At 72.7% G+C, this 18,145-nt stretch carries 18 protein-coding genes; 9 read left to right on the top strand and 9 right to left on the bottom strand.

Annotation, left to right across the window (positions count from 1 at the left end; genetic code table 11):
* Positions 1–24: 24 nt before the first annotated feature.
* A complete protein-coding gene (locus ACIP64_RS29545; protein ID WP_401592600.1) occupies positions 25–705 on the bottom strand; it encodes a bifunctional DNA primase/polymerase in 681 nt (226 codons plus the stop codon).
* A 256-nt stretch (positions 706–961) separates the two neighbouring features.
* Between ACIP64_RS29545 and ACIP64_RS29540 the strand changes: the two genes are divergently transcribed.
* Together ACIP64_RS29540 and ACIP64_RS29535 are read left to right on the top strand one after the other, a co-directional pair.
* Complete coding sequence (locus tag ACIP64_RS29540; protein WP_401592516.1) at positions 962–2,344, top strand: transcriptional regulator; 1,383 nt, start codon at positions 962–964, stop codon at positions 2,342–2,344.
* A gap of 203 nt (positions 2,345–2,547) precedes the next feature.
* Entirely contained in the window at positions 2,548–3,810 is a 1,263-nt protein-coding gene (locus ACIP64_RS29535) for a hypothetical protein (RefSeq protein WP_401592514.1), read from the top strand.
* 93 nt (positions 3,811–3,903) lie between these two features.
* On the opposite strand, the gene ACIP64_RS29530 is transcribed toward ACIP64_RS29535, so the two are convergent.
* Complete coding sequence (locus tag ACIP64_RS29530; RefSeq protein ID WP_401592512.1) at positions 3,904–5,181, bottom strand: ABC transporter substrate-binding protein; 1,278 nt, start codon at positions 5,179–5,181, stop codon at positions 3,904–3,906.
* Positions 5,182–5,342: 161 nt separating this feature from the next.
* On the opposite strand from ACIP64_RS29530, the gene ACIP64_RS29525 reads away from it, so the two are divergent.
* Together ACIP64_RS29525 and purU are read left to right on the top strand one after the other, a co-directional pair.
* On the top strand, positions 5,343–5,789 hold the full coding sequence (locus tag ACIP64_RS29525; RefSeq protein WP_401592510.1) for a hypothetical protein: 447 nt from the start codon (positions 5,343–5,345) through the stop codon (positions 5,787–5,789).
* A 69-nt stretch (positions 5,790–5,858) separates the two neighbouring features.
* The gene (purU, locus tag ACIP64_RS29520) at positions 5,859–6,737 is read left to right on the top strand and encodes a formyltetrahydrofolate deformylase (protein WP_360901113.1); all 879 of its coding nucleotides are present in this window, start codon (positions 5,859–5,861) and stop codon (positions 6,735–6,737) included.
* A gap of 31 nt (positions 6,738–6,768) precedes the next feature.
* Here the strand turns inward: purU and ACIP64_RS29515 are convergent, their stop codons facing one another.
* Entirely contained in the window at positions 6,769–7,653 is an 885-nt protein-coding gene (locus ACIP64_RS29515; RefSeq protein WP_401592507.1) for an alpha/beta fold hydrolase, read from the bottom strand.
* A 313-nt stretch (positions 7,654–7,966) separates the two neighbouring features.
* Positions 7,967–8,659, bottom strand: coding sequence for a metal-dependent transcriptional regulator (locus ACIP64_RS29510; protein ID WP_360901107.1), 693 nt, complete (start codon positions 8,657–8,659; stop codon positions 7,967–7,969).
* Between the two features lie 112 nt (positions 8,660–8,771).
* Here ACIP64_RS29510 and ACIP64_RS29505 point away from each other — a divergent pair, with 112 nt between their 5' ends.
* A complete protein-coding gene (locus ACIP64_RS29505) occupies positions 8,772–9,521 on the top strand; it encodes an SIS domain-containing protein (RefSeq protein ID WP_401592505.1) in 750 nt (249 codons plus the stop codon).
* Positions 9,522–9,552: 31 nt separating this feature from the next.
* On the opposite strand, the gene ACIP64_RS29500 is transcribed toward ACIP64_RS29505, so the two are convergent.
* On the bottom strand, positions 9,553–10,875 hold the full coding sequence (locus ACIP64_RS29500) for a PAS domain-containing protein (RefSeq protein WP_401592503.1): 1,323 nt from the start codon (positions 10,873–10,875) through the stop codon (positions 9,553–9,555).
* A gap of 355 nt (positions 10,876–11,230) precedes the next feature.
* The gene (gene pdxH, locus ACIP64_RS29495) at positions 11,231–11,869 is read right to left on the bottom strand and encodes a pyridoxamine 5'-phosphate oxidase (protein ID WP_401592598.1); all 639 of its coding nucleotides are present in this window, start codon (positions 11,867–11,869) and stop codon (positions 11,231–11,233) included.
* 262 nt (positions 11,870–12,131) lie between these two features.
* Here pdxH and ACIP64_RS29490 point away from each other — a divergent pair, with 262 nt between their 5' ends.
* Positions 12,132–13,232, top strand: a complete 1,101-nt coding sequence (locus ACIP64_RS29490) for a citrate synthase 2 (protein ID WP_401592501.1) — start codon at positions 12,132–12,134, stop codon at positions 13,230–13,232.
* A 24-nt stretch (positions 13,233–13,256) separates the two neighbouring features.
* On the top strand, positions 13,257–13,853 hold the full coding sequence (gene thpR, locus ACIP64_RS29485) for an RNA 2',3'-cyclic phosphodiesterase (protein ID WP_401592499.1): 597 nt from the start codon (positions 13,257–13,259) through the stop codon (positions 13,851–13,853).
* Between the two features lie 167 nt (positions 13,854–14,020).
* On the opposite strand, the gene ACIP64_RS29480 is transcribed toward thpR, so the two are convergent.
* The 3 genes from ACIP64_RS29480 to ACIP64_RS29470 all read right to left on the bottom strand — a co-directional run bounded on the left by ACIP64_RS29480 (position 14,021) and on the right by ACIP64_RS29470 (position 16,282).
* Entirely contained in the window at positions 14,021–14,440 is a 420-nt protein-coding gene (locus ACIP64_RS29480; protein WP_360901092.1) for a CBS domain-containing protein, read from the bottom strand.
* Positions 14,441–14,557: 117 nt separating this feature from the next.
* Positions 14,558–15,553, bottom strand: a complete 996-nt coding sequence (locus ACIP64_RS29475; protein WP_401592496.1) for an aldo/keto reductase — start codon at positions 15,551–15,553, stop codon at positions 14,558–14,560.
* 57 nt (positions 15,554–15,610) lie between these two features.
* Positions 15,611–16,282, bottom strand: coding sequence for a GDSL-type esterase/lipase family protein (locus ACIP64_RS29470; protein WP_401592596.1), 672 nt, complete (start codon positions 16,280–16,282; stop codon positions 15,611–15,613).
* Between the two features lie 147 nt (positions 16,283–16,429).
* On the opposite strand from ACIP64_RS29470, the gene ACIP64_RS29465 reads away from it, so the two are divergent.
* Entirely contained in the window at positions 16,430–17,035 is a 606-nt protein-coding gene (locus ACIP64_RS29465; RefSeq protein ID WP_401592494.1) for a DsbA family protein, read from the top strand.
* A gap of 31 nt (positions 17,036–17,066) precedes the next feature.
* Positions 17,067–18,128, top strand: coding sequence for a hypothetical protein (locus ACIP64_RS29460; protein WP_401592594.1), 1,062 nt, complete (start codon positions 17,067–17,069; stop codon positions 18,126–18,128).
* Positions 18,129–18,145 lie beyond the last annotated feature (17 nt).

Genomic DNA, 18,145 nt, shown 5'->3' with positions numbered 1-18,145 from the left:
GCCGCCCCGCCCACAGTCCGGTGGCTACCTGGTCCCTCCGCACGCGTAGGCGAGGGGGCCGAGCAGTTCCTCGGTGTCGGGCAGCCAGCGGTTGACCGCGGTGGGCTTGCGGGCCCACTGGACGGTCTGGCCGCCCGCCAGGCGGGTCGGCGGGGCCGGGATCCAGTCGCCCTCGCCGCGTACGACCAGGTCGAGCGTGGACGGCGACCAGCCGAGCCGCCGCAGCAGCCCGGGCACCTTGGCCCCGGCGCCGGGCAGCACGAAGAAGATCAGCCGCCGGTCGGGGGTGCCGATCACCGGGCCCAGCGGCAGGTCCCTGCGCTCCATCCGGGCGAGCGCGAGGCAGCCGGCGGCCTCGGGGACGTCGATGGCGTCGAAGGCGCGGCCGGTCGGCAGCAGGACGGAGGCGTCCGGCTGGGCCAGCCACATCCGGCGCACGGCGGCGGCGCTCCCGCTCGCCTGCCCGATCCAGTCGGCGCTCAGGGGGTGCGCGCCGGGCCGCGGGCACCGGGGCTCGCCGCACGAGCAGAACGCGGCGCGCCGGCCGCCGGGGCCCGCCACCGGTCCGGTCCCTTCGGTGAGCCAGGCTCCGGGGAGCACATCCCAGTGCCGCTCCTCCGCGTAACCGACCGCGGCGTCGAGGAGTTGGCCGGCGGTCTGCCGGGGGGCTGCGAGGGTGTCGTCCACGGTGTTTTCCACGACCATCACAACTGCGGCGCTGAGCACGGGTTACGGGCGGTGACGAGTCCACCTCGCGGGTCATGACGGGCGCACGGATGCACGTACGGGGGCGCGCGGTGGAGGTCGTACATGATCCGGGTAATCACTCTTGGGTGTGTAGGCATGCATCCCGCCGCAAATTATGGCGTTTGCGGCGAATCCGAGAGGCGCGTACCGGGAAGGGATCTTCAGGCAAGGGATCTTGAGGTCCCGCACAAGCGGCAGCTATGAGGGGGAGCCCATGGCCGCACGACCGCTCGTCGCACGTCAGCCCAACGAAAGGCTGCAGGCACTGATCCAGGAAGCCGGCTGCTCCAACGCCGGATTGGCCCGCCGGGTCAATATGTGCGGGGCGGAGCACGGCCTCGACCTGCGCTACGACAAGACCTCGGTGGCCCGCTGGCTGCGGGGCCAGCAGCCCAGGGGCCGGGCGCCGGCGATCATCGCCGAGGCCATCGGCCGCAAGCTGGGCCGCACCGTGACGATCGACGAGATCGGCATGGCCAACGGCAAGAACCTGGCGACCGGTGTCGGCCTGCACTTCTCGCCCACCGTCCTGGGCGCGATCGAGCAGGTCTGCGAGCTGTGGCGCAGCGACGTCGGCCGCCGGGACTTCCTGACCGGGTCGTCCGTGGCCGCCTCCGCGCTGGTCGAGCCGAGCCGCGACTGGCTGATCACCCGCGCCGACTCGCAGGTGGCGCGCACCGGCGGGCCGCGGGTCGGCATGTCCGACGTGGAAGCGGTGCGGGCCACGACCCGGGCGCTGAACGAACTCGACCACCGGTTCGGCAGCGGCCATGTGCGCCCGGTGGTGGTGCACTACCTCAACAGCGTGGTCTCCGGCCTCCTCGCGGGCTCCTACCGCGAGGCGACGGGCCGTCAGCTCTTCTCCGCGGTGGCCCGGTTGACGGAACTCGCCGGCTACATGGCCGTCGACACCGGGCAGCCCGGGCTCGCGCAGCGCTACTACATCCAGGCGCTGCGGCTGGCCCAGGCGGCCGGCGACCGCGCGTACGGGGGTTACGTCCTGGCGGCCGGGATGAGCCATCTCGCCGCGCAGCTCGGCAACCCCCGCGAGATCGCCCAACTCGCCCGTGCGGCGCAGGAGGGCGCCCGCGGCCAGGTCACCGCGACCGCGCAGGCCATGTTCTACGCCGCCGAGGCGCGCGGCCACGCGCAGATGGGCGACGCGCGGGCCTGCGGCGCGGTCGCCGGGCAGGCCGTGGAGGCGCTGGAGCGCTCGGTCCCGGAGGACGACCCCGACTGGATCGCCCACTTCAACCAGGCCTATCTCGCCGACGAACTGGCGCACTGCCACCGCGATCTGAACCAGGCGCCGCAGGCCGCGCGCCGTGCCGAGGAGGCGCTGTCCGCGCTGGGCCCGGAGAAGGCGCGGCGGCGCGCGATCGGGCTGCTGGTGCTGGCCCAGGCGCAGGTGCAGCAGCGCGAGGTCGAACAGGCCTGCCACACCGGGGCGCAGGCCGTGGAGCTGCTGTCCACGCTGCGTTCCAACCGCGGCGCTGAGTATCTGGAGGACCTGCGGACGCGGCTCCAGCCGTACGCGGCGGAGTCGGCGGTCCGGGAGTTCGACGCCCGTCTGGAGGAGCAGGAGGCCGCGGCCTGACGGGGGTTCGCCCCCCGGCCTGCCGGGGGGCGGAACCGAATCGTTATGCGAACGACATCAACCCACCACCGCGGGCACCTTGTTCTGCGCCGGGGCACCCGGCGGGGACTTCCCGGACCCCCCGCGGCGTGTTGCCTTGTGAAGCCGACCCGGTAGCGTGAGCCGACGATTCCGTGTCGACGGAGAAGGCAGAGGTAGCGGTGATGCACGGCGGACGCGGTGACGAGGCGTATCCGGAGGTGCACGAGGGAGTGGTGCTGCCCGCACAGGGGCGCGCACCCGAGCCCGAGCTGCCCCCGGCGTGGGGCGGCAGTCCGGCCGGCGGCCGGCCCTGGGGCCAGCCGGCGCAGCAGGACCCGTACTACGCGCCCCAGGCGCCCCTGCCGGACAGCGACGCGACGCAGCTCTTCCCGCCCTACCCGCAGGCGCAGCCCCCGGCCGTCCACGACGTCGGGCAGCCCCTGCCGCAGTTCCCGGGCCAGGCCGACGCCACCCAGATGCTGCCCCCGTTCCCGGCGTCCCAGTCGGCGCCCTTCGACCTCCACCCCGGCGCCCCGGGCCCGGCGGAGGCGACGCAGCACCTGCCGCGCTACGAGGACCTCTCGCCGTCCCCGGCGCCGGCGTACGGCTACCCGCAGCAGCCGCAGCAGGAGCCGCAGGACGACTTCGGCCACCTGTACCGCCAGGACGGCCCGTCGCCGTCGCAGAACCTGCCGCAGCAGCAGTCGGCCTACCAGCCGCAGGTCTACCAGCAGCAGCAGCCGCAGGCCCCCTCGTACGAGACGTACGACACGTACGACGCCTCCTACGAGGAGCGCCCGCGCCGCAGCCGCAAGCTCTCCCCCGCGGCCCTCATAGGCATCGTCGTGGGCGGCTGCGCGATAGCCGGCCTCGCCGCGGGAGCCCTCATGAGCGGCGGGGACGACACCGGCCCGACGGCGTCCGCCGGCCAGTCCGCCTCCCCCTCCGGGGCCCCGGACGGCTCCGGCGGCGGGAACGACGCGAGCGCGGCGGAGAAGCAGGCGGGAGAGCTGGACTCGCTGCTGAAGGAGAGCGGCGGCAGCCGCACCGCCGTCATCAACGCGGTCGCGAACATCAACCAGTGCGACAACCTCGACCAGGCGGCCACCGATCTGCGGGCGGCGGCCAAGCAGCGCGGCGAGCTGATAGCCCGCCTGAAGACCCTCTCCGTGGACCAGTTGCCCGATCACCAGCGGCTGGTGGAGGCCCTGAACAAGGCGTGGTCCGCCTCGGCCGCCGCCGACAACCACTACGCGGCCTGGGCCGACCAGGTGCGCGACGGCAAGCGGATGTGCAAGCACGGAAAGGCCCGCACCACCGGGCAGACCGCCGCCGGCAACAACGAGAGCGGCAACGCCACGCAGGCCAAGAAGACGGCCGTCGGCCTGTGGAACACCATCGCCAAGAAGTACGACCTCACCGAGCACCAGTACACCCAGATCTGACCGGGCGCGGCCCGCGCGCGGAAAAGCCCCGGAGTACACCGCTCCGGGGCTTTCGCACGTACGGCCGGCCCTGGTCCCGGGCCGGTTCCCGGCTCATTCGCGCGGGGCGCTCTCCAGCGTCTTGGTCATGTCGACGAAGCCGTTGCTCACGGCGACCAGCTTGCCGTTCACGACCTTCTGGTAGGTCACCTTGCCGTTGACCATGCGCGGCTGGTCGATGATCGAGGCGGCGTCCTGCTCGCGCCAGCCCAGGGGCGGCGTGAGCCCGCCGGTGGAGATGCCGTGCGCCTTGTCGAGGGCCGCCTTCACGGTGGCGGCGGTGATCGGCGCGTCGTTGCCCATCTCACCGACGACCTCGGCGAAGGCCGTGTAGGCGATCCATGTCGTCTGCACGCCCGGGTCGTCGGGGTCGATGTCGTTGTTGCCGAACGCGTACTTGCTGATGGCCTGGCGCATCGTCGCCCAGCGCGCGTCGGAGGCCGGGGGGTACCAGCCGGTGACGTACGCGCCCTCCAGCGGGCTGTTCGGGCCGCCGGTGCTGTCGAGCGTGGACTGCTGCACACTGCCGAGCACGGACGCGATGAGGGCCTTGGGCTTCTCGTCCTTGCCGGTCACCGGGTTGTGGGTGGTGGTGCGGCGGAACGCGTCGAAGAAGGTGGCGGTCTTGTCACCGAGGGCCGCACTGACGCACTCGTCGGCCTTGTTCTCACCGACCGCCTGGAGGGCGATCTGGTTGTAGTCGGTGGAGTCCTCCTTGGCGCGCAAGTCCTTCGCCTTCGTCCGCCCGGCGTCCTGCAGGCCCGTGTCGAGGAAACGGGCGAACAGATCGCCGGCCGCCGTGTCGGGACGGACCAGGCTCACCTTGTCGCACTTGCCGGCGAGCTGGCGGCCGTTGCCGGCCATGAGCACGGTCAGACCGCCGTTGATCGGGTACGACAACGGACTCTCGAACTCGTCCTGCGTGACGCCGTAACCACCGATGTAGGGGATGCCCTCCGCCTCCAGCGTGGAGGTGAAGGCGGCGCCGTACTGGCTGTACGAGCCGATGACGGCGACGGCACCCTCGTCGGCGGCACGCTGGGCGCAATCCTGCGCGCCCAGGGAGGTGTTGTGCTCGTTGCAGCTGATGACCTTCAGCTCACGTCCGCCGATGCCGCCCTTGGCGTTGACGTACTTGGCGAAGGTCTGTGCCATCGCCGGCATTCCCGGCATATTGGTCGCGCTGGTCTCTACTGGAGCCCATGTCATCACTACGACCGGTCCGGTCGAACCCCCAGTCCCCCCCGGGAGCACGCCGCAGCCGACCAGCAGAGCGACGCCGGCCGCCGCGCTGACAAGGGGAACGGCCGTTCGCGAACGCCAATCACTCATGGAACGGGACGATTCCGCTCGATCCACAACTCCAGGGTGAACGCAAGGGAACACAGGACAACGGCCGGGTGAAAATAATGTGCTCCTATCTGGAGCACGTACGATCGTGCACTGTGCAGAGTGCCGAGAAGTCTTCCCGCCGGCGTGTCCGCTCCTCCACGATGGGGGACATGCCGCTCAATGACATGCCGTGGTGGCGCTGGCGCGCCAATGTGCGCTCCGCGCTGCACATGATCAGCGACCCGGTCTTCCACCAGGAGACCTGGCTGGCCGGCCGGCCCGGCTACGGGGACGTGACGGACGCCGTCTACCGCCTGGTCGAGGACACATGGCTCGACAACTGGTCCGCCGAGAAGTACGTCGGAACGGTCTTCCGCGACTCGCAGGAGGCCGCGCTCGTCGACGTCGCCGTGCTGCGCGTCCTGAAGATCCTGCACCAGGTGGGCGCCGACGCGCCGATCTCGGCCTACCTGGAGCACCACGCCTGGACCGAGGCGGTCCGCGCGGCCCGCGAGGCGCATGTACGCCTGGCGACGGCCGACGGCGAGGACCCGGACGCGCCGCCGCGTTCACTGGATGTCCTCAAGATCTACATGAGGACCGCCTGAGCGACGCGGCACACGACCGGCCCGTGGACGTCTTGGATCAGCGGGCGCCGTGTGTGCCAGGCTGGGCCTGTGAACGCCGTCGACGAGTCGCCCCAGCCCGCCGAGCAGTACATCCTCACGCTGTCCTGCCCCGACAAGCCGGGCATCGTGCACGCCGTGTCGAGCTATCTCTTCATGACCGGGTGCAACATCGAGGACAGCCAGCAGTTCGGTGACCGGGACACGGGACTGTTCTTCATGCGGGTGCACTTCACCTCCGACCACCCGGTCGGCGCGGAGAAGCTGCGGGCCAGCTTCGCCGCCGTGGCGGACGCCTACGGGATGGACTGGCAGATCACGCCGTCCGGCGAGCGGATGCGGATCGTGCTGCTGGTCAGCAAGTACGGGCACTGCCTCAACGACCTGCTCTTCCGCACCAGCATCGGCGCGCTGCCCGTGGAGATCGCCGCCGTCGTGTCCAACCACACCGACTTCAAGGAGCTGGCCGGCTCCTACGGCGTCCCCTTCCACCACATCCCGGTGACCAAGGAGACCAAGGCCGAGGCCGAGGCGCAGCTCCTGGCGCTGGTGGAGAAGGAGGGGGTGGAGCTGGTCGTCCTCGCCCGCTACATGCAGGTCCTCTCGGACCATCTGTGCAAGGAGCTCTCCGGGCGGATCATCAACATCCACCACTCCTTCCTGCCGAGCTTCAAGGGCGCCCGCCCCTACCACCAGGCCCACGCCCGCGGTGTGAAGCTCATCGGCGCCACCGCGCACTACGTGACCGCGGACCTCGACGAGGGACCGATCATCGAGCAGGAGGTCGAGCGGGTCGGGCACGACCTGACCCCCGATCAACTGGTCGCCGTCGGGCGCGATGTGGAGTGCCAGGCGCTGGCGCGTGCCGTGAAGTGGCACAGCGAGCACCGCGTGCTGCTCAACGGCCACCGCACGGTCGTCTTCGCCTGACGCCCCGCCAGAACGCCCCGGGAGCCCCCGCCTAGCCCACGCGGCACACCGGGGCTGCGGCGGCGTCCGGGGCGTGCGCGACATCCGCGAGGAAGCTCTCGATCGCCGTGCACCAGGCCTCGGGCTGGTCCCAGGGGACCAGGTGCCCGGCGTCGGGGACCTCCGCGTACGCGCCCCGGGGCAGGACGCGGACCATCTCCTGGGCCTCGGCGCGGCCGAGGTCGCCGTCCGGCCCGCGCACCACCAGGGCGGGGCAGGGGACCTGGGCCAGTTCCTCCCAGTGGGCGTCGTGCACCCAGGGCTCGCGGGAGCGCAGCATGTGGCGCCGGTCGAACACCGGGCGCCATCCGTCGCCGCCCTCCTCCATCACCTCGGCGAAGAACTCCCCGCGGGCCGGACGGCGGCCCTCCACCCGGGGGTCCTCCTCGGCGAACCACCGGCGCACCGCGTCCAGGCTGGGGAAGGGCACCGGCCAGGCCCGGAACCACTCCTCCCAGGACCGCTGGTCGGCCTCGCCGACGGCCGCCGCGCGCATGTCGCACAGCACCACGGCGCCGACCAGGGACGGCCGGCGGGCGGCGAGCTGCCAGGCGGTCAGGGCGCCCATCGCGTGCCCGACGACGACGGCCGGGCCGAGCCCCAGCTGTTCGATCGCGGCGGCGGCGTCGCCGACGTACGCCTCCCGCGAGTACGGCCCCTCGGGCTTGGGGCTGTGCCCGTGCCCGCGCTGGTCCAGCGCGACGACGCGGTGGCGCCCGACGAGCCGCCGGGCGGTGCCGGCCCACTGGGAGGCACGCCCCATCAGCCCGTGGAGCAGCAGGACGGCGGGGCCGGAGGCCGCTCCCGGCCCACCGCTGTGCTCCCACGCGGTGAGCGGGAGGCCGTCCGCTCCGGTGATTTCCCTACGCCTGGCCATGTGGCGCCCCCTGGTGCGTGACGTTCTCAGGACCCCAGGCTATCGAATTTCTGTTCGAGAGAGGTCTTCACACACGCAACACCGCTCTTTCGAGTGACAGCGCTCAAGGATTGTCGGCGCGCGCCGAGGGGAGGACTTCAGCGGGACGCGGCCCGGCGGGGAAGACGGGCAGCGGGGAGCCACCCGGACAGCTCGGGGATCCGGGTGGCCTCCACGGGGACCGGGGGGACGGGGAGGGGGAGGAGGGGATTCCGGCGCAAGGGGAGGCGCCGGGGTCCCTCCCACCACGGCGGCTCCCGCGCGGGCCGGACGCCTACCGCTTGGCGACGAAGACGTGCGAGGCGGTGTCGCTGCTCAGCTCCGCGGCCTCGCCGCCGCTGCCGACGAGCACGCCGCCCGCCGAAGGGGTCACCGACACCACCGCGCCGGGCTGCACACCGGCCCGCCGCAGCGTGTACATCAGCTGCGCGTCGTTCTGGATGGGCTCGCCGATCCGCCGCACCACCACGCTCGCGCCGGAGAGCCCGCTCTCCAGTTCGCTCAGGCTGACCATGCCCTCGTCCAGGAACGGGTCCGCGCCGTCCTTGTCGCCCAGCTCCTCCAGGCCCGGGATCGGGTTCCCGTACGGCGACTCCGTCGGGTGCCGCAGCAGCTCCAGGACACGGCGCTCGACGGCCTCGCTCATCACGTGCTCCCAGCGGCAGGCCTCCGCGTGCACGTGCTCCCACTCCAGGCCGATCACGTCGACCAGCAGGCACTCGGCGAGCCGGTGCTTGCGCATCACGCGGGTGGCGATACGGCGCCCCTCGGAGGTCAGCTCCAGATGCCGGTCGCCGGCGACGTGCACCAGGCCGTCGCGCTCCATGCGCGCGACGGTCTGGCTCACCGTCGGACCGCTCTGGTCGAGTCGCTCGGCGATTCGGGCGCGCATGGGGACCACGCCTTCCTCCTCCAGCTCCAGGATGGTGCGGAGATACATCTCCGTCGTGTCGATGAGTCCGGACATGCGTGCCCCTCGATGGCTCGTGCGTGGCCCTGGCCTCAATTCTGACGCATCGGACCGACAACCGGCCCCCCGCGGTTGACAGGCGGACGCCGCGCCCACCACGGTTCTCCGCATGACCGATCTGGCCACCACATATTTCGACGCCGCCATCGCACTCCTGCGGCGCGTGAGGGACGAGGAGTCCGAGGGGATCCAGGCGGCCGCCGGCGCCGTCGCGGACGCGGTCGCCGCCGGGGGGCGGGTCTTCGCCTACGGGGCCGGGCACTCCTCGCTCCCCGCCCAGGACGTCGTCTACCGCTCCGGCGGTCTCGCGCTGGTCAACCTGCTCGCGGTGCCCGGAGCGGTCGGGGTGGACGTCGTCCCCGCGACGCTCGGCAGCGCCCTGGAACAGGTCGACGGCCTGGCCGGGGTCGTCCTCGGGACCTCGCCGCTGCGCGCCGGGGACGTCCTGGTGATCGTCTCCCTGTCCGGCCGCAACCCCCTGCCCGTGGAAATGGCGCGGGACGCGCGCTCCATGGGCGTCACGGTCGTCGGCGTGACCTCGGTCGCGTACACGAAGGAGACCCGCTCGCGGCACTCCAGCGGCACGTTCCTGAAGGACCACTGCGACATCGTCATCGACAGCAAGATCGCGCTCGGCGACGCGGAGCTGACCGTCGAGGGCATCCCGGCGCCCTTCGGGCCCGCCTCCACCGTGGTCACCAGCGCCCTGATGCAGGCGGTCGTGGCGACGGCGGCACAGCGGCTCGCGGAGCGCGGGATCACACCTCCGATGCTGCGCTCGGGCAACGTGGACGGCGGCCACGAGTGGAACGCCGCGGTCTTCGACGAGTACCGGGACCGGATCTTCTACCGCCACTGACCGCAGGGCCCCGCGGCTCCCCCGGCAGGCGCTACCGCCCCCGCGGTGCCATGTCCAGGGCCGCGGCCACCCGCAGCGCCACGTCCTCCGCGAAGGCCGCGTCCACGCGGTCGAAGGGGCGCCGCCCCATGCCCCGCAGGAAGGTGAGCGTGCCCAGGGTGCGGCCGCGGCTGCGCAGCACGGCGCACAGCCCGTGCACGGTGCCGTCGGGCCAGCGGCGGGCGGCGGACCAGGCGTCGATCTGGGCCCGGGAGGCGGGCTCGGAGCCCGCGAGGGCGCCGAAGGAGGCGCGGACGGCACCGGTGCGGGCCACCGCCTGGAGCGCGGGATGGCCCTCCCCGTAGCGCACGGGGATGCCGCCGGCGACGGGCAGGCAGGGGCCCGCGCCGCCGGGGGGCGTGGCGGCGGCGCGCACCAGCCGGGTGCCGTCCCCGGTGAGCACGTCGAGCAGCGCGTTCTCCGCGAAGCCCGCGAGCGCGAAGTCCACGTAGCAGGTGGCTGCCTCCATCGGCTCCCGGCACTCGGCGACCGCCCGGGCCGCCCGCTGCAGCTGGTTGGCGCGGAAGCGCAGCACCGCCGCCTCCTGCTCGGCGAGCTTGGCGTCGGTGATGTCGTGGAAGAGCCATCCCACCCCGAGCGGCACCGGCTCCTCCCCCAGCGGCGAGCCGAGCCGCACGAAGCTGCTGCGCCAGCAGCAGCGGGTGCCGCCCTCCTCGCGCAGGCCGACCCACAGTTCGGACGGCGCCGGAGGGGCGCCCTCCGCGAGCACGTGCTGCATCGCGGACTCCAGTTCCTCCACGCCCTGGTCGAGGAAGTCGCCCAGCGGCCGCCCCAGCAGGGCGTCCCGGCTCGTGTGCAGCACGCGGGCGGCGTAGGCGTTGACGACGACCGGGCGCAGGTCCGCGTCGACCAGGACGACACCGGAGGAGGCGTCGTCGAACAGCGCCTCGCTGAGCGCGATCGAGCGCTCCAGGTCGATCTGCGCGTGCACCTCGGAGAACGCGCAGTAGACCCCGGCCGGCCGCCCGTCGGCACCCTGGACGGCGGCGGACTGGGTGCGTACCAGCACCCGGCGGCCGTCCTTGGTCAGCAGGGCGAACTCGTGCACCTGCCGCCCGGCGGCGTCCATCACGGCGAGCAGCCGGGTGCGGACCTCCTCGGCGTCGGCCGTGCGGGCCGCCCAGCCGGCGAAGCCCTTGCGGCCGACGGCCTCCTCGGGCGTCCAGCCCAGGATGCGCACGGCCTCGGAGTTCCAGTGCGTGATCACTCCGTCGCGGTCGAAGGCACAGAGTCCGGCCTCCATGCCGTCGAGGAGCGCGGCGAGCAGCTGCGGCGTCGCATCGAATGACTGCACGTCGGAACATTCAACCCGGATGTGACCCAGGACACAGCCGGTTCGCCGAAATCGGTGCGCACCGGCGGCGGGTGCATTAAAGGGGGACGCAATAAATGGGTTGTGGCGGGGCGGACCCGTTCCTAGAGTGGCGAGCACACACGAAGGGAGGTGGTCCGGAGAATGAGTTCCCATCGGACGCGTGAGGTGGCTGCGGGCTAGCACCGCGCTCCTCGCCTGCGCGCGATGCGCGACGCGGGCCAATCCATCGCAGTCACCCGACCCGCGGGCTCGTCGGATACGTCCGGCCGATGCCTGGACGGCCTCCGTCCAGGGAGCAGCCCGCGGGTCGCCTGCGTCTGCGGGCCCGTGGCGGCTACGGCGCCAGGCGCCGCACCGTCCAGCCGCCCTCCGCCGGAGTCCCGCCGTCCGCCTCGTACAGCAGGCGGTCGTGCAGCCGGTTCTCCCGGCCCTGCCAGAACTCCACGGTCCGCGCGACCACCCGGAAGCCGCCCCAGTGCGGGGGCACCGGTACGTCCGCGTCCTCCGGCCAGCGCTCGGCCAGCTCCGCGTACCGGCGCTCCAGCTCCTCCCGCGAGGCGATCGTGCTGGACTGCTCGCTCGCCCAGGCCCCGATGCGGGAGCCGTGCGGCCTGCTGCGGAAGTACGCCTCGGTCTCCTCCCGCGTCACGCGCTCCACCCGGCCGCCGACGATGACCTGCCGGGCGATCGGGTGCCACGGGAAGAGGAGCGAGGCGTACGGCCGCTCGCCGAGCTCGCGGCCCTTCCTGGACCGATAGTTGGTGAAGAAGACGAAGCCGCGGTGGTCGTAGCTCTTGAGCAGGACGGTCCGGGAACCCGGCCGCCCCTCGGCGTCCGCGGTGGACACGACCATGGCGTTGGGCTCGTCGATACCGCCGTTCACGGCGTCGGCGAACCAGCGCGCGAACTGCGTGTACGGGTCGGCGGCCAGCTCGTCCTCGGCCAGTCCGCGGGTGCGGTACTGCTTGCGCATGGCGGCGGGATCGTGATGGAGGTGCTGCACCCGCCACATCTTGCAGTACGGCGGCCGTCCCGCGGCACGGTGTGCCGCGAATTATGTGCCCCACCTCACGCTTCACGCCATCCGTGGGAGGGGACAGACTTACAGGCCGGGTATCCGTCGGCACACAGCGCCGACGGCCGCCCGGGGATATCGTTCGGGCACTCCGTGCCACACCCCTGTGCCACAAGCACCGCCCACGCCGATCGTCGACCGCATCAAGAGGAGCCGCCTGATGTCCGACTTCGTACCCGGACTCGAGGGAGTCGTCGCCTTCGAAACGGAGATCGCCGAACCCGACAAGGAAGGCGGCGCCCTCCGCTACCGCGGCGTGGACATCGAGGACCTCGTGGGCCATGTCTCCTTCGGCAACGTGTGGGGCCTGCTGGTCGACGGCGCCTTCAACCCCGGCCTGCCGCCGGCCGAGCCCTTCCCGATCCCCGTGCACTCCGGCGACATCCGTGTCGACGTGCAGTCGGCGCTCGCGATGCTGGCCCCCGTGTGGGGCCTGAAGCCGCTGCTGGACATCGACGCCGAGCAGGCACGCGAGGACCTGGCGCGGGCCGCGGTGATGGCGCTGTCCTACGTGGCGCAGTCCGCCCGCGGCCAGGGGCTGCCGATGGTGCCGCAGAGCGAGATCGACAAGGCGGAGACCGTCGTCGAGCGCTTCATGATCCGCTGGCGCGGCGAGCCCGACCCCAAGCACGTCAAGGCCGTGGACGCCTACTGGACGTCCGCCGCCGAGCACGGCATGAACGCCTCCACCTTCACCGCCCGGGTCATCGCCTCGACCGGCGCCGACGTGGCCGCCGCCCTGTCGGGCGCGGTGGGCGCGATGTCCGGACCGCTGCACGGCGGCGCGCCCTCGCGGGTGCTGGGCATGATCGAGGAGATCGAGCGCACCGGCGACGCGACGGCGTACGTGAAGCAGGCCCTCGACAAGGGCGAGCGCCTGATGGGCTTCGGCCACCGCGTCTACCGCGCCGAGGACCCCCGCGCGCGGGTGCTGCGGCGCACCGCCCGTGAGCTGGGCGCGCCCCGCTACGAGATCGCCGAGGCGCTGGAGAAGGCCGCGCTGGAGGAGCTGCACGCGCGGCGCCCCGACCGCGTGCTGGCGACGAACGTGGAGTTCTGGGCGGCGATCATGCTGGACTTCGCCGAGGTCCCGGCGCACATGTTCACGTCGATGTTCAGCTGCGCCCGCACCGCCGGCTGGTCGGCGCACATCCTGGAGCAGAAGCGCACCGGCCGCCTGGTGCGCCCGTCTGCCCGCTACGTGGGCCCCGGCCCCCGCGACCCGCGCGAGGTCGAGGGCTACGGCGACATCGCGGACTGACGCGGACAGCGGGACCCTGGGGGCATGAGGCTGTTCGTGGCGGTCATGCCCCCCAGGGCGGCGCTGGCGGAACTCGGCGAGGCGGTGGCCGCGCTGCGCGCCCTGCCGGACGCCGACGGGCTGAGATGGACGGACCCTGCGGGGTGGCACATCACGCTGGCGTTCCTCGGGGAGGTCGGCGAGGACCTGCTGCCCGCGCTCGCCGAGCGCCTGGACCGGGCGGCCAGGCGCCATCAGCCGTACCGCACCGGCCTGGCCGGGGGCGGACGCTTCGGCGACCGCACCTTGTGGGCGGGACTGGACGGGCAGGACGGCCCGGGAGCCGGGGACGGCCTGGAGATGGCCCGTGTCGCGGAGGCCGCCCAGGCTGCGGCCCGCAGGGCCGGCGTCCACTACGAGGACGAGCACAGCCGCTTCCATGCCCATCTGACCCTGGCCCGGCAGCGCGGTCACCGCGGCCGGGTGGGCCTGCGGCCCTTCACGGACGCGCTCGCCGCCTTCCGGGGCACCCCGTGGGAGGCCGACTCCGTCGCCCTCGTGCGGAGCCGTCCGCCCGCACCTGGGGTGCCGGGCGCACAGCCCCGCTACGAGCGACTGCGGACCTGCCCGCTGGGGCACTGAACCGCTGGGGTTAACCTCGTTGTGTGGATCCGAAGACCCGAACCCGAGTGATGACCGCCGCCCTCGCCCTGCTGGTGATCGTGGTGATCGTGGGCGCGCTGATCCGCTGACGACGGGTCGGCGGGCCCGGCAGCCGGCCGGGGCGGCGGGACGGGCCGGAGCCCGGCTCAGGTCTCGGCGTAGACGTTCGCGACGAACTCGGCGATCTGCTCGTCGGTGAGGTGCCGGGCCAGGTCGGCCTCGGTGATCATCCCGATGAGCTTCTTGTTCTCGACGACCGGAAGCCGCTTGATGCGGTGGGTCTCCATCTCGCTCAGCACGTCGTTGACGTCCGCTCCCGCGTCGATCCACCGCGGGGTGCCCTCGCAGAGGTCCCCGCAGGTGACCTTCGACGGATCACGGCCGGCCGCCACGCACTTCACGACGATGTCGCGGTCCGTGATGATGCCCATCATCCGGTCGTCCGGTCCGTGGACGGGAAGCGCTCCGACGTGGAGTTCGCGCATGAGCTGCGCGGCCCGGTCGAGGCTCTCGGTCGCCGGGATCGCACGGGCGCCTGGATGCATGATCTGCTTGGCTGTCGTCATATCCTCATCGTGCGCCCGGCCGGGTGAATCTGCGACCGGACCAGGGCGCTTGCGCCGGACGGGGCGGCCCCGGCACGGACGGTGTCCGTGCCGGGGCCGCCCGCGCCGCGGGGCAGGTCACCAGGCGAAGGCCTCCGGGGAGGGTCCGGTGCCCGGGAAGATGTTCTCCAGGTCGGCCAACAGGTCCTCCGTCAGCTCCAGTTCGACCGCGCGCAGGGCGGAGTCGAGCTGCTCGCGGGTGCGCGGGCCGACGATCGGGCCGGTGACGCCGGGCCGGGTCAGCAGCCAGGCCAGGGCGACGTCGCCGGGCTGCAGGCCCGCCTTGTCGACCAGGTCCTCGTAACTCTGCACCTGGGCGCGCACGGCGGGGTCCTTCAGCGTGTCGGCGCTGCGGCCGGAGGTCGAGCGGGCACCGCCGCCCTCGCGCTCCTTGCGCAGGGCACCGCCGAGCAGGCCGCCGTGCAACGGGGACCAGGGGATGACGCCCAGCCCGTAGGCCTCGGCCGCCGGGACGACCTCCATCTCGGCGCGCCGCTCGGCCAGGTTGTACAGGCACTGCTCGCTGACCAGGCCGAGCGAACCGCGGCGCGCGGCGGCCTCGTTGGCGCGGGTGATGTGCCAGCCGGCGAAGTTCGACGACCCGGCGTAGAGCACCTTGCCCTGCTGCACCAGGACGTCGACGGCCTGCCAGATCTCCTCCCACGGCGTCGCGCGGTCGACGTGGTGGAACTGGTAGAGGTCGATGTGGTCGGTGCCCAGGCGCTTCAGGCTCGCCTCGCACGCGCGGCGGATGTTGAGCGCGGAGAGCTTGTCCTCGTTGGGCCAGGGGGTGCCGTCGGCGCCCATGTTGCCGTACACCTTGGTCGCGAGGACCGTCTTCTCACGGCGGCCGCCGCCCTGGGCGAACCAGGTACCGATGATCTCCTCGGTACGGCCCTTGTTCTCGCCCCAGCCGTAGACGTTGGCGGTGTCGAAGAAGTTGACGCCCGCGTCGAGCGCGGCGTCCATGATCGCGTGGCTGTCGGCCTCGTCCGTCTGCGGGCCGAAGTTCATCGTTCCCAGTACGAGCCGGCTGACCTTGAGTCCGGTGCGTCCGAGCTGTGTGTACTCCATGGGGCACCACCCAAGCTCTTCGAGTGCGCTCGAATCAAGGGCCGTTCCGAGGGCCCGTCAGACGCCCCGGTACGGCGCCCCGGTTCCCCACGCCTGGTGCATCGCGTCGGCGAAGGCGGCGGCGAGCAAATGCTCCCCGGCGGCGCTGGGATGGGTGCCGTCCCAGGTGTGCCGGTCCAGGTCCCAGCCGGCCGGGCGGGACGCCATCAGCAGGGGCGACGCCGGGGTGCCCAGGTCCGCGACGGCCTTGGCGGCCCGGGTGTTGAACTCCTCGCACTGCGCGGCGAATCCGGGGTCCTGAACGCAGCGGGTGTTGGGGATCACCGGCAACAGCACCGCCGCGACACGGGGGTTGGCGGCCCGCGCCCGTTCGACGAACAGCCGCAGGTTCTCCTCGGTCTGCGCGGGGTCGGTGTAGAAGCCGAGGTCTATCAGCCCGAGGGAGACCAGCAGCACGTCCGCGCCGTGCTCGCGCACCGCGTCCTCGATCAGCGGCGCCATGTGCAGCCAGCCCTCGCCCCAGCCCGCCAGGTGGCGGCGCGCCTCCTCCGGGAAGGCCGGGTCGCCGTAGGCGTGGGAGACCGCGGCGTCGGCCGCCGCGTCGTACAGCGCGGTGCGCGGGCCGACCACCGCGAACGGCTCGCCGAGCGAGCTCAGATGCCGCCACATGCGGTAGCGCCACGTGAGGTCGCCGGCGCTGCCGATGGTCATGGAGTCGCCGACGAACATCCAGGAGGTGCGGGGCGGGCGGGACGCTCGGGACAGCCGTGACATAGACGAGATGATAGGCACTCCGGCCCGGCCCGGGATTGGCCCATCGCACCGCAGCCGAAGTGGCCCTGTCCACTGGGCCGTTGCGCTCCTAGTGTCGTGGCCGTGACGCATTCCGTGGATTTCTGGTTCGACCCGGTCTGTCCCTTCGCCTGGATCACCTCCCGCTGGATCCTGGAGGTCGAGCGGCAGCGCGACCTGGACCTGCGCTTCCGTGTGATGAGCCTGTCCGTGCTCAACGAGGGCCGCGAGGGCCTGCCGGAGCGCTACGAGCGCCTGCTGCGCACCGGCTGGGGCCCCGTGCGGGTCTGCGTCGCCGCCGCGCACCACCACGGACAGGAGGTGCTGCGCGACCTGTACACGGCGCTCGGCACCCGGCTGCACGTCCAGGACCGGCCCGTCTCCGACGCGCTGCTGCGCGAGGCGCTGGCCGAGGCGGGACTGCCGGAGGCGCTCGCGGAGGCGGCGGGGAGCACCGCGTACGACGAGGAACTGCGCAAGAGCCACCACGAGGGCATGGACCCGGTCGGCGAGGAGGTGGGCACCCCCACGATCCACATCGACGGGGTCGCGTTCTTCGGGCCCGTGCTGACCTCCGTGCCGCGCGGCGAGGAGGCCCTGCGGGTCTTCGAGGGGGTGCGGCTGCTGGCCGGGTACCCCGCGTTCTTCGAACTGAAGCGCAGCCGTACCGCTGCACCGGACTTCGGCTGAGCCGCTCACCTGGCAGGCTGGGCGCATGCGCATGCGTCCTCTGTTCGCCGCCGCCGCGGCCTCCGCACTCGTCACGGTCCCGCTCCTCGGCCTTCCCGGCCTCGCCGGCAGCGCGGCGGCGGCCGACAGCGACGGCGAGTCCCTGGCCTTCACGATGACGGACCCGCGGATCACCGAGTCGAGCGGCCTGGCCGCCAGCCGGCTGCACAAAGGGGTCTACTGGACGCACAACGACAGCTCCGACGGCCCGTACGTCTACGCCGTGGACTCCGCGACCGGGAAGACCGTCGCGACCGTCACCATGCGCGGGGTCGGCCGTCCGCGCGACGTCGAGGCGATCTCCATCGGACCGGACGGCGACATCTACGTCGGCGACATCGGGGACAACCTCGGCGGCAGCTGGCCGTACGTGTGGATCTACCGCTTCCCGGAGCCGAAGCGCCTGGCCGACCAGACGGTGAAGGCCACCCAGTACGTCGTGAAGTACGACGCCGGGCCGCGCAACGCCGAGGCGATGATGGTCGACCCGCGCACCGGCCGGGTCTGGATCGCGAGCAAGAACGAGGACGGCGGCGCGCTCTACGAGGGTCCGGCCCGGCTGAGCTCCTCCGGCACGAACGTCTTCCGGCGGACCGCCGACATCCCGCTGTGGATCACCGACGGCGCCTTCTCCCCCGACGGCAGCCGCCTGGTGCTGCGCGGCTACTTCGGCGCCCTCATGTACCGCTGGTCCGACGGCACCCCGCACCGCATCGACCAGATGCACGTGCCGCTGCAGCGGCAGGGCGAGTCGGTGACCTTCACCACCGACGGGCGCGACCTGATGTACGGCAGCGAGGGCGAGGACAGCGAGGTCTACCGCGTCCCGTTGACGGGGGACGACCGCCCGGACGACGTCAGCAAGGCCGGCGCCTCCCCGTCCGGCTCGTCGTCCGGCTCCGGCAACGGGGCGCAGGCGGCGGGCGACGGCTCGGACGGCGTCGGGCCGCGCTCGATGGGGCAGTTCGCGGTCGGCGCCCTGACCATCGCCGCACTGGCCGCGGTCGTCGTGGCGGGCCGCCGGCTGCTGCGCCGGGGCCGCCGCCCGTCCTGAACGCGCGGAAGCCGGTG

Source organism: Streptomyces sp. NPDC088733 (assembly GCF_044751185.1).
Classification (GTDB): Bacteria; Actinomycetota; Actinomycetes; order Streptomycetales; family Streptomycetaceae; genus Actinacidiphila.
This window is presented reverse-complemented; position numbering and strand designations above follow the sequence as displayed.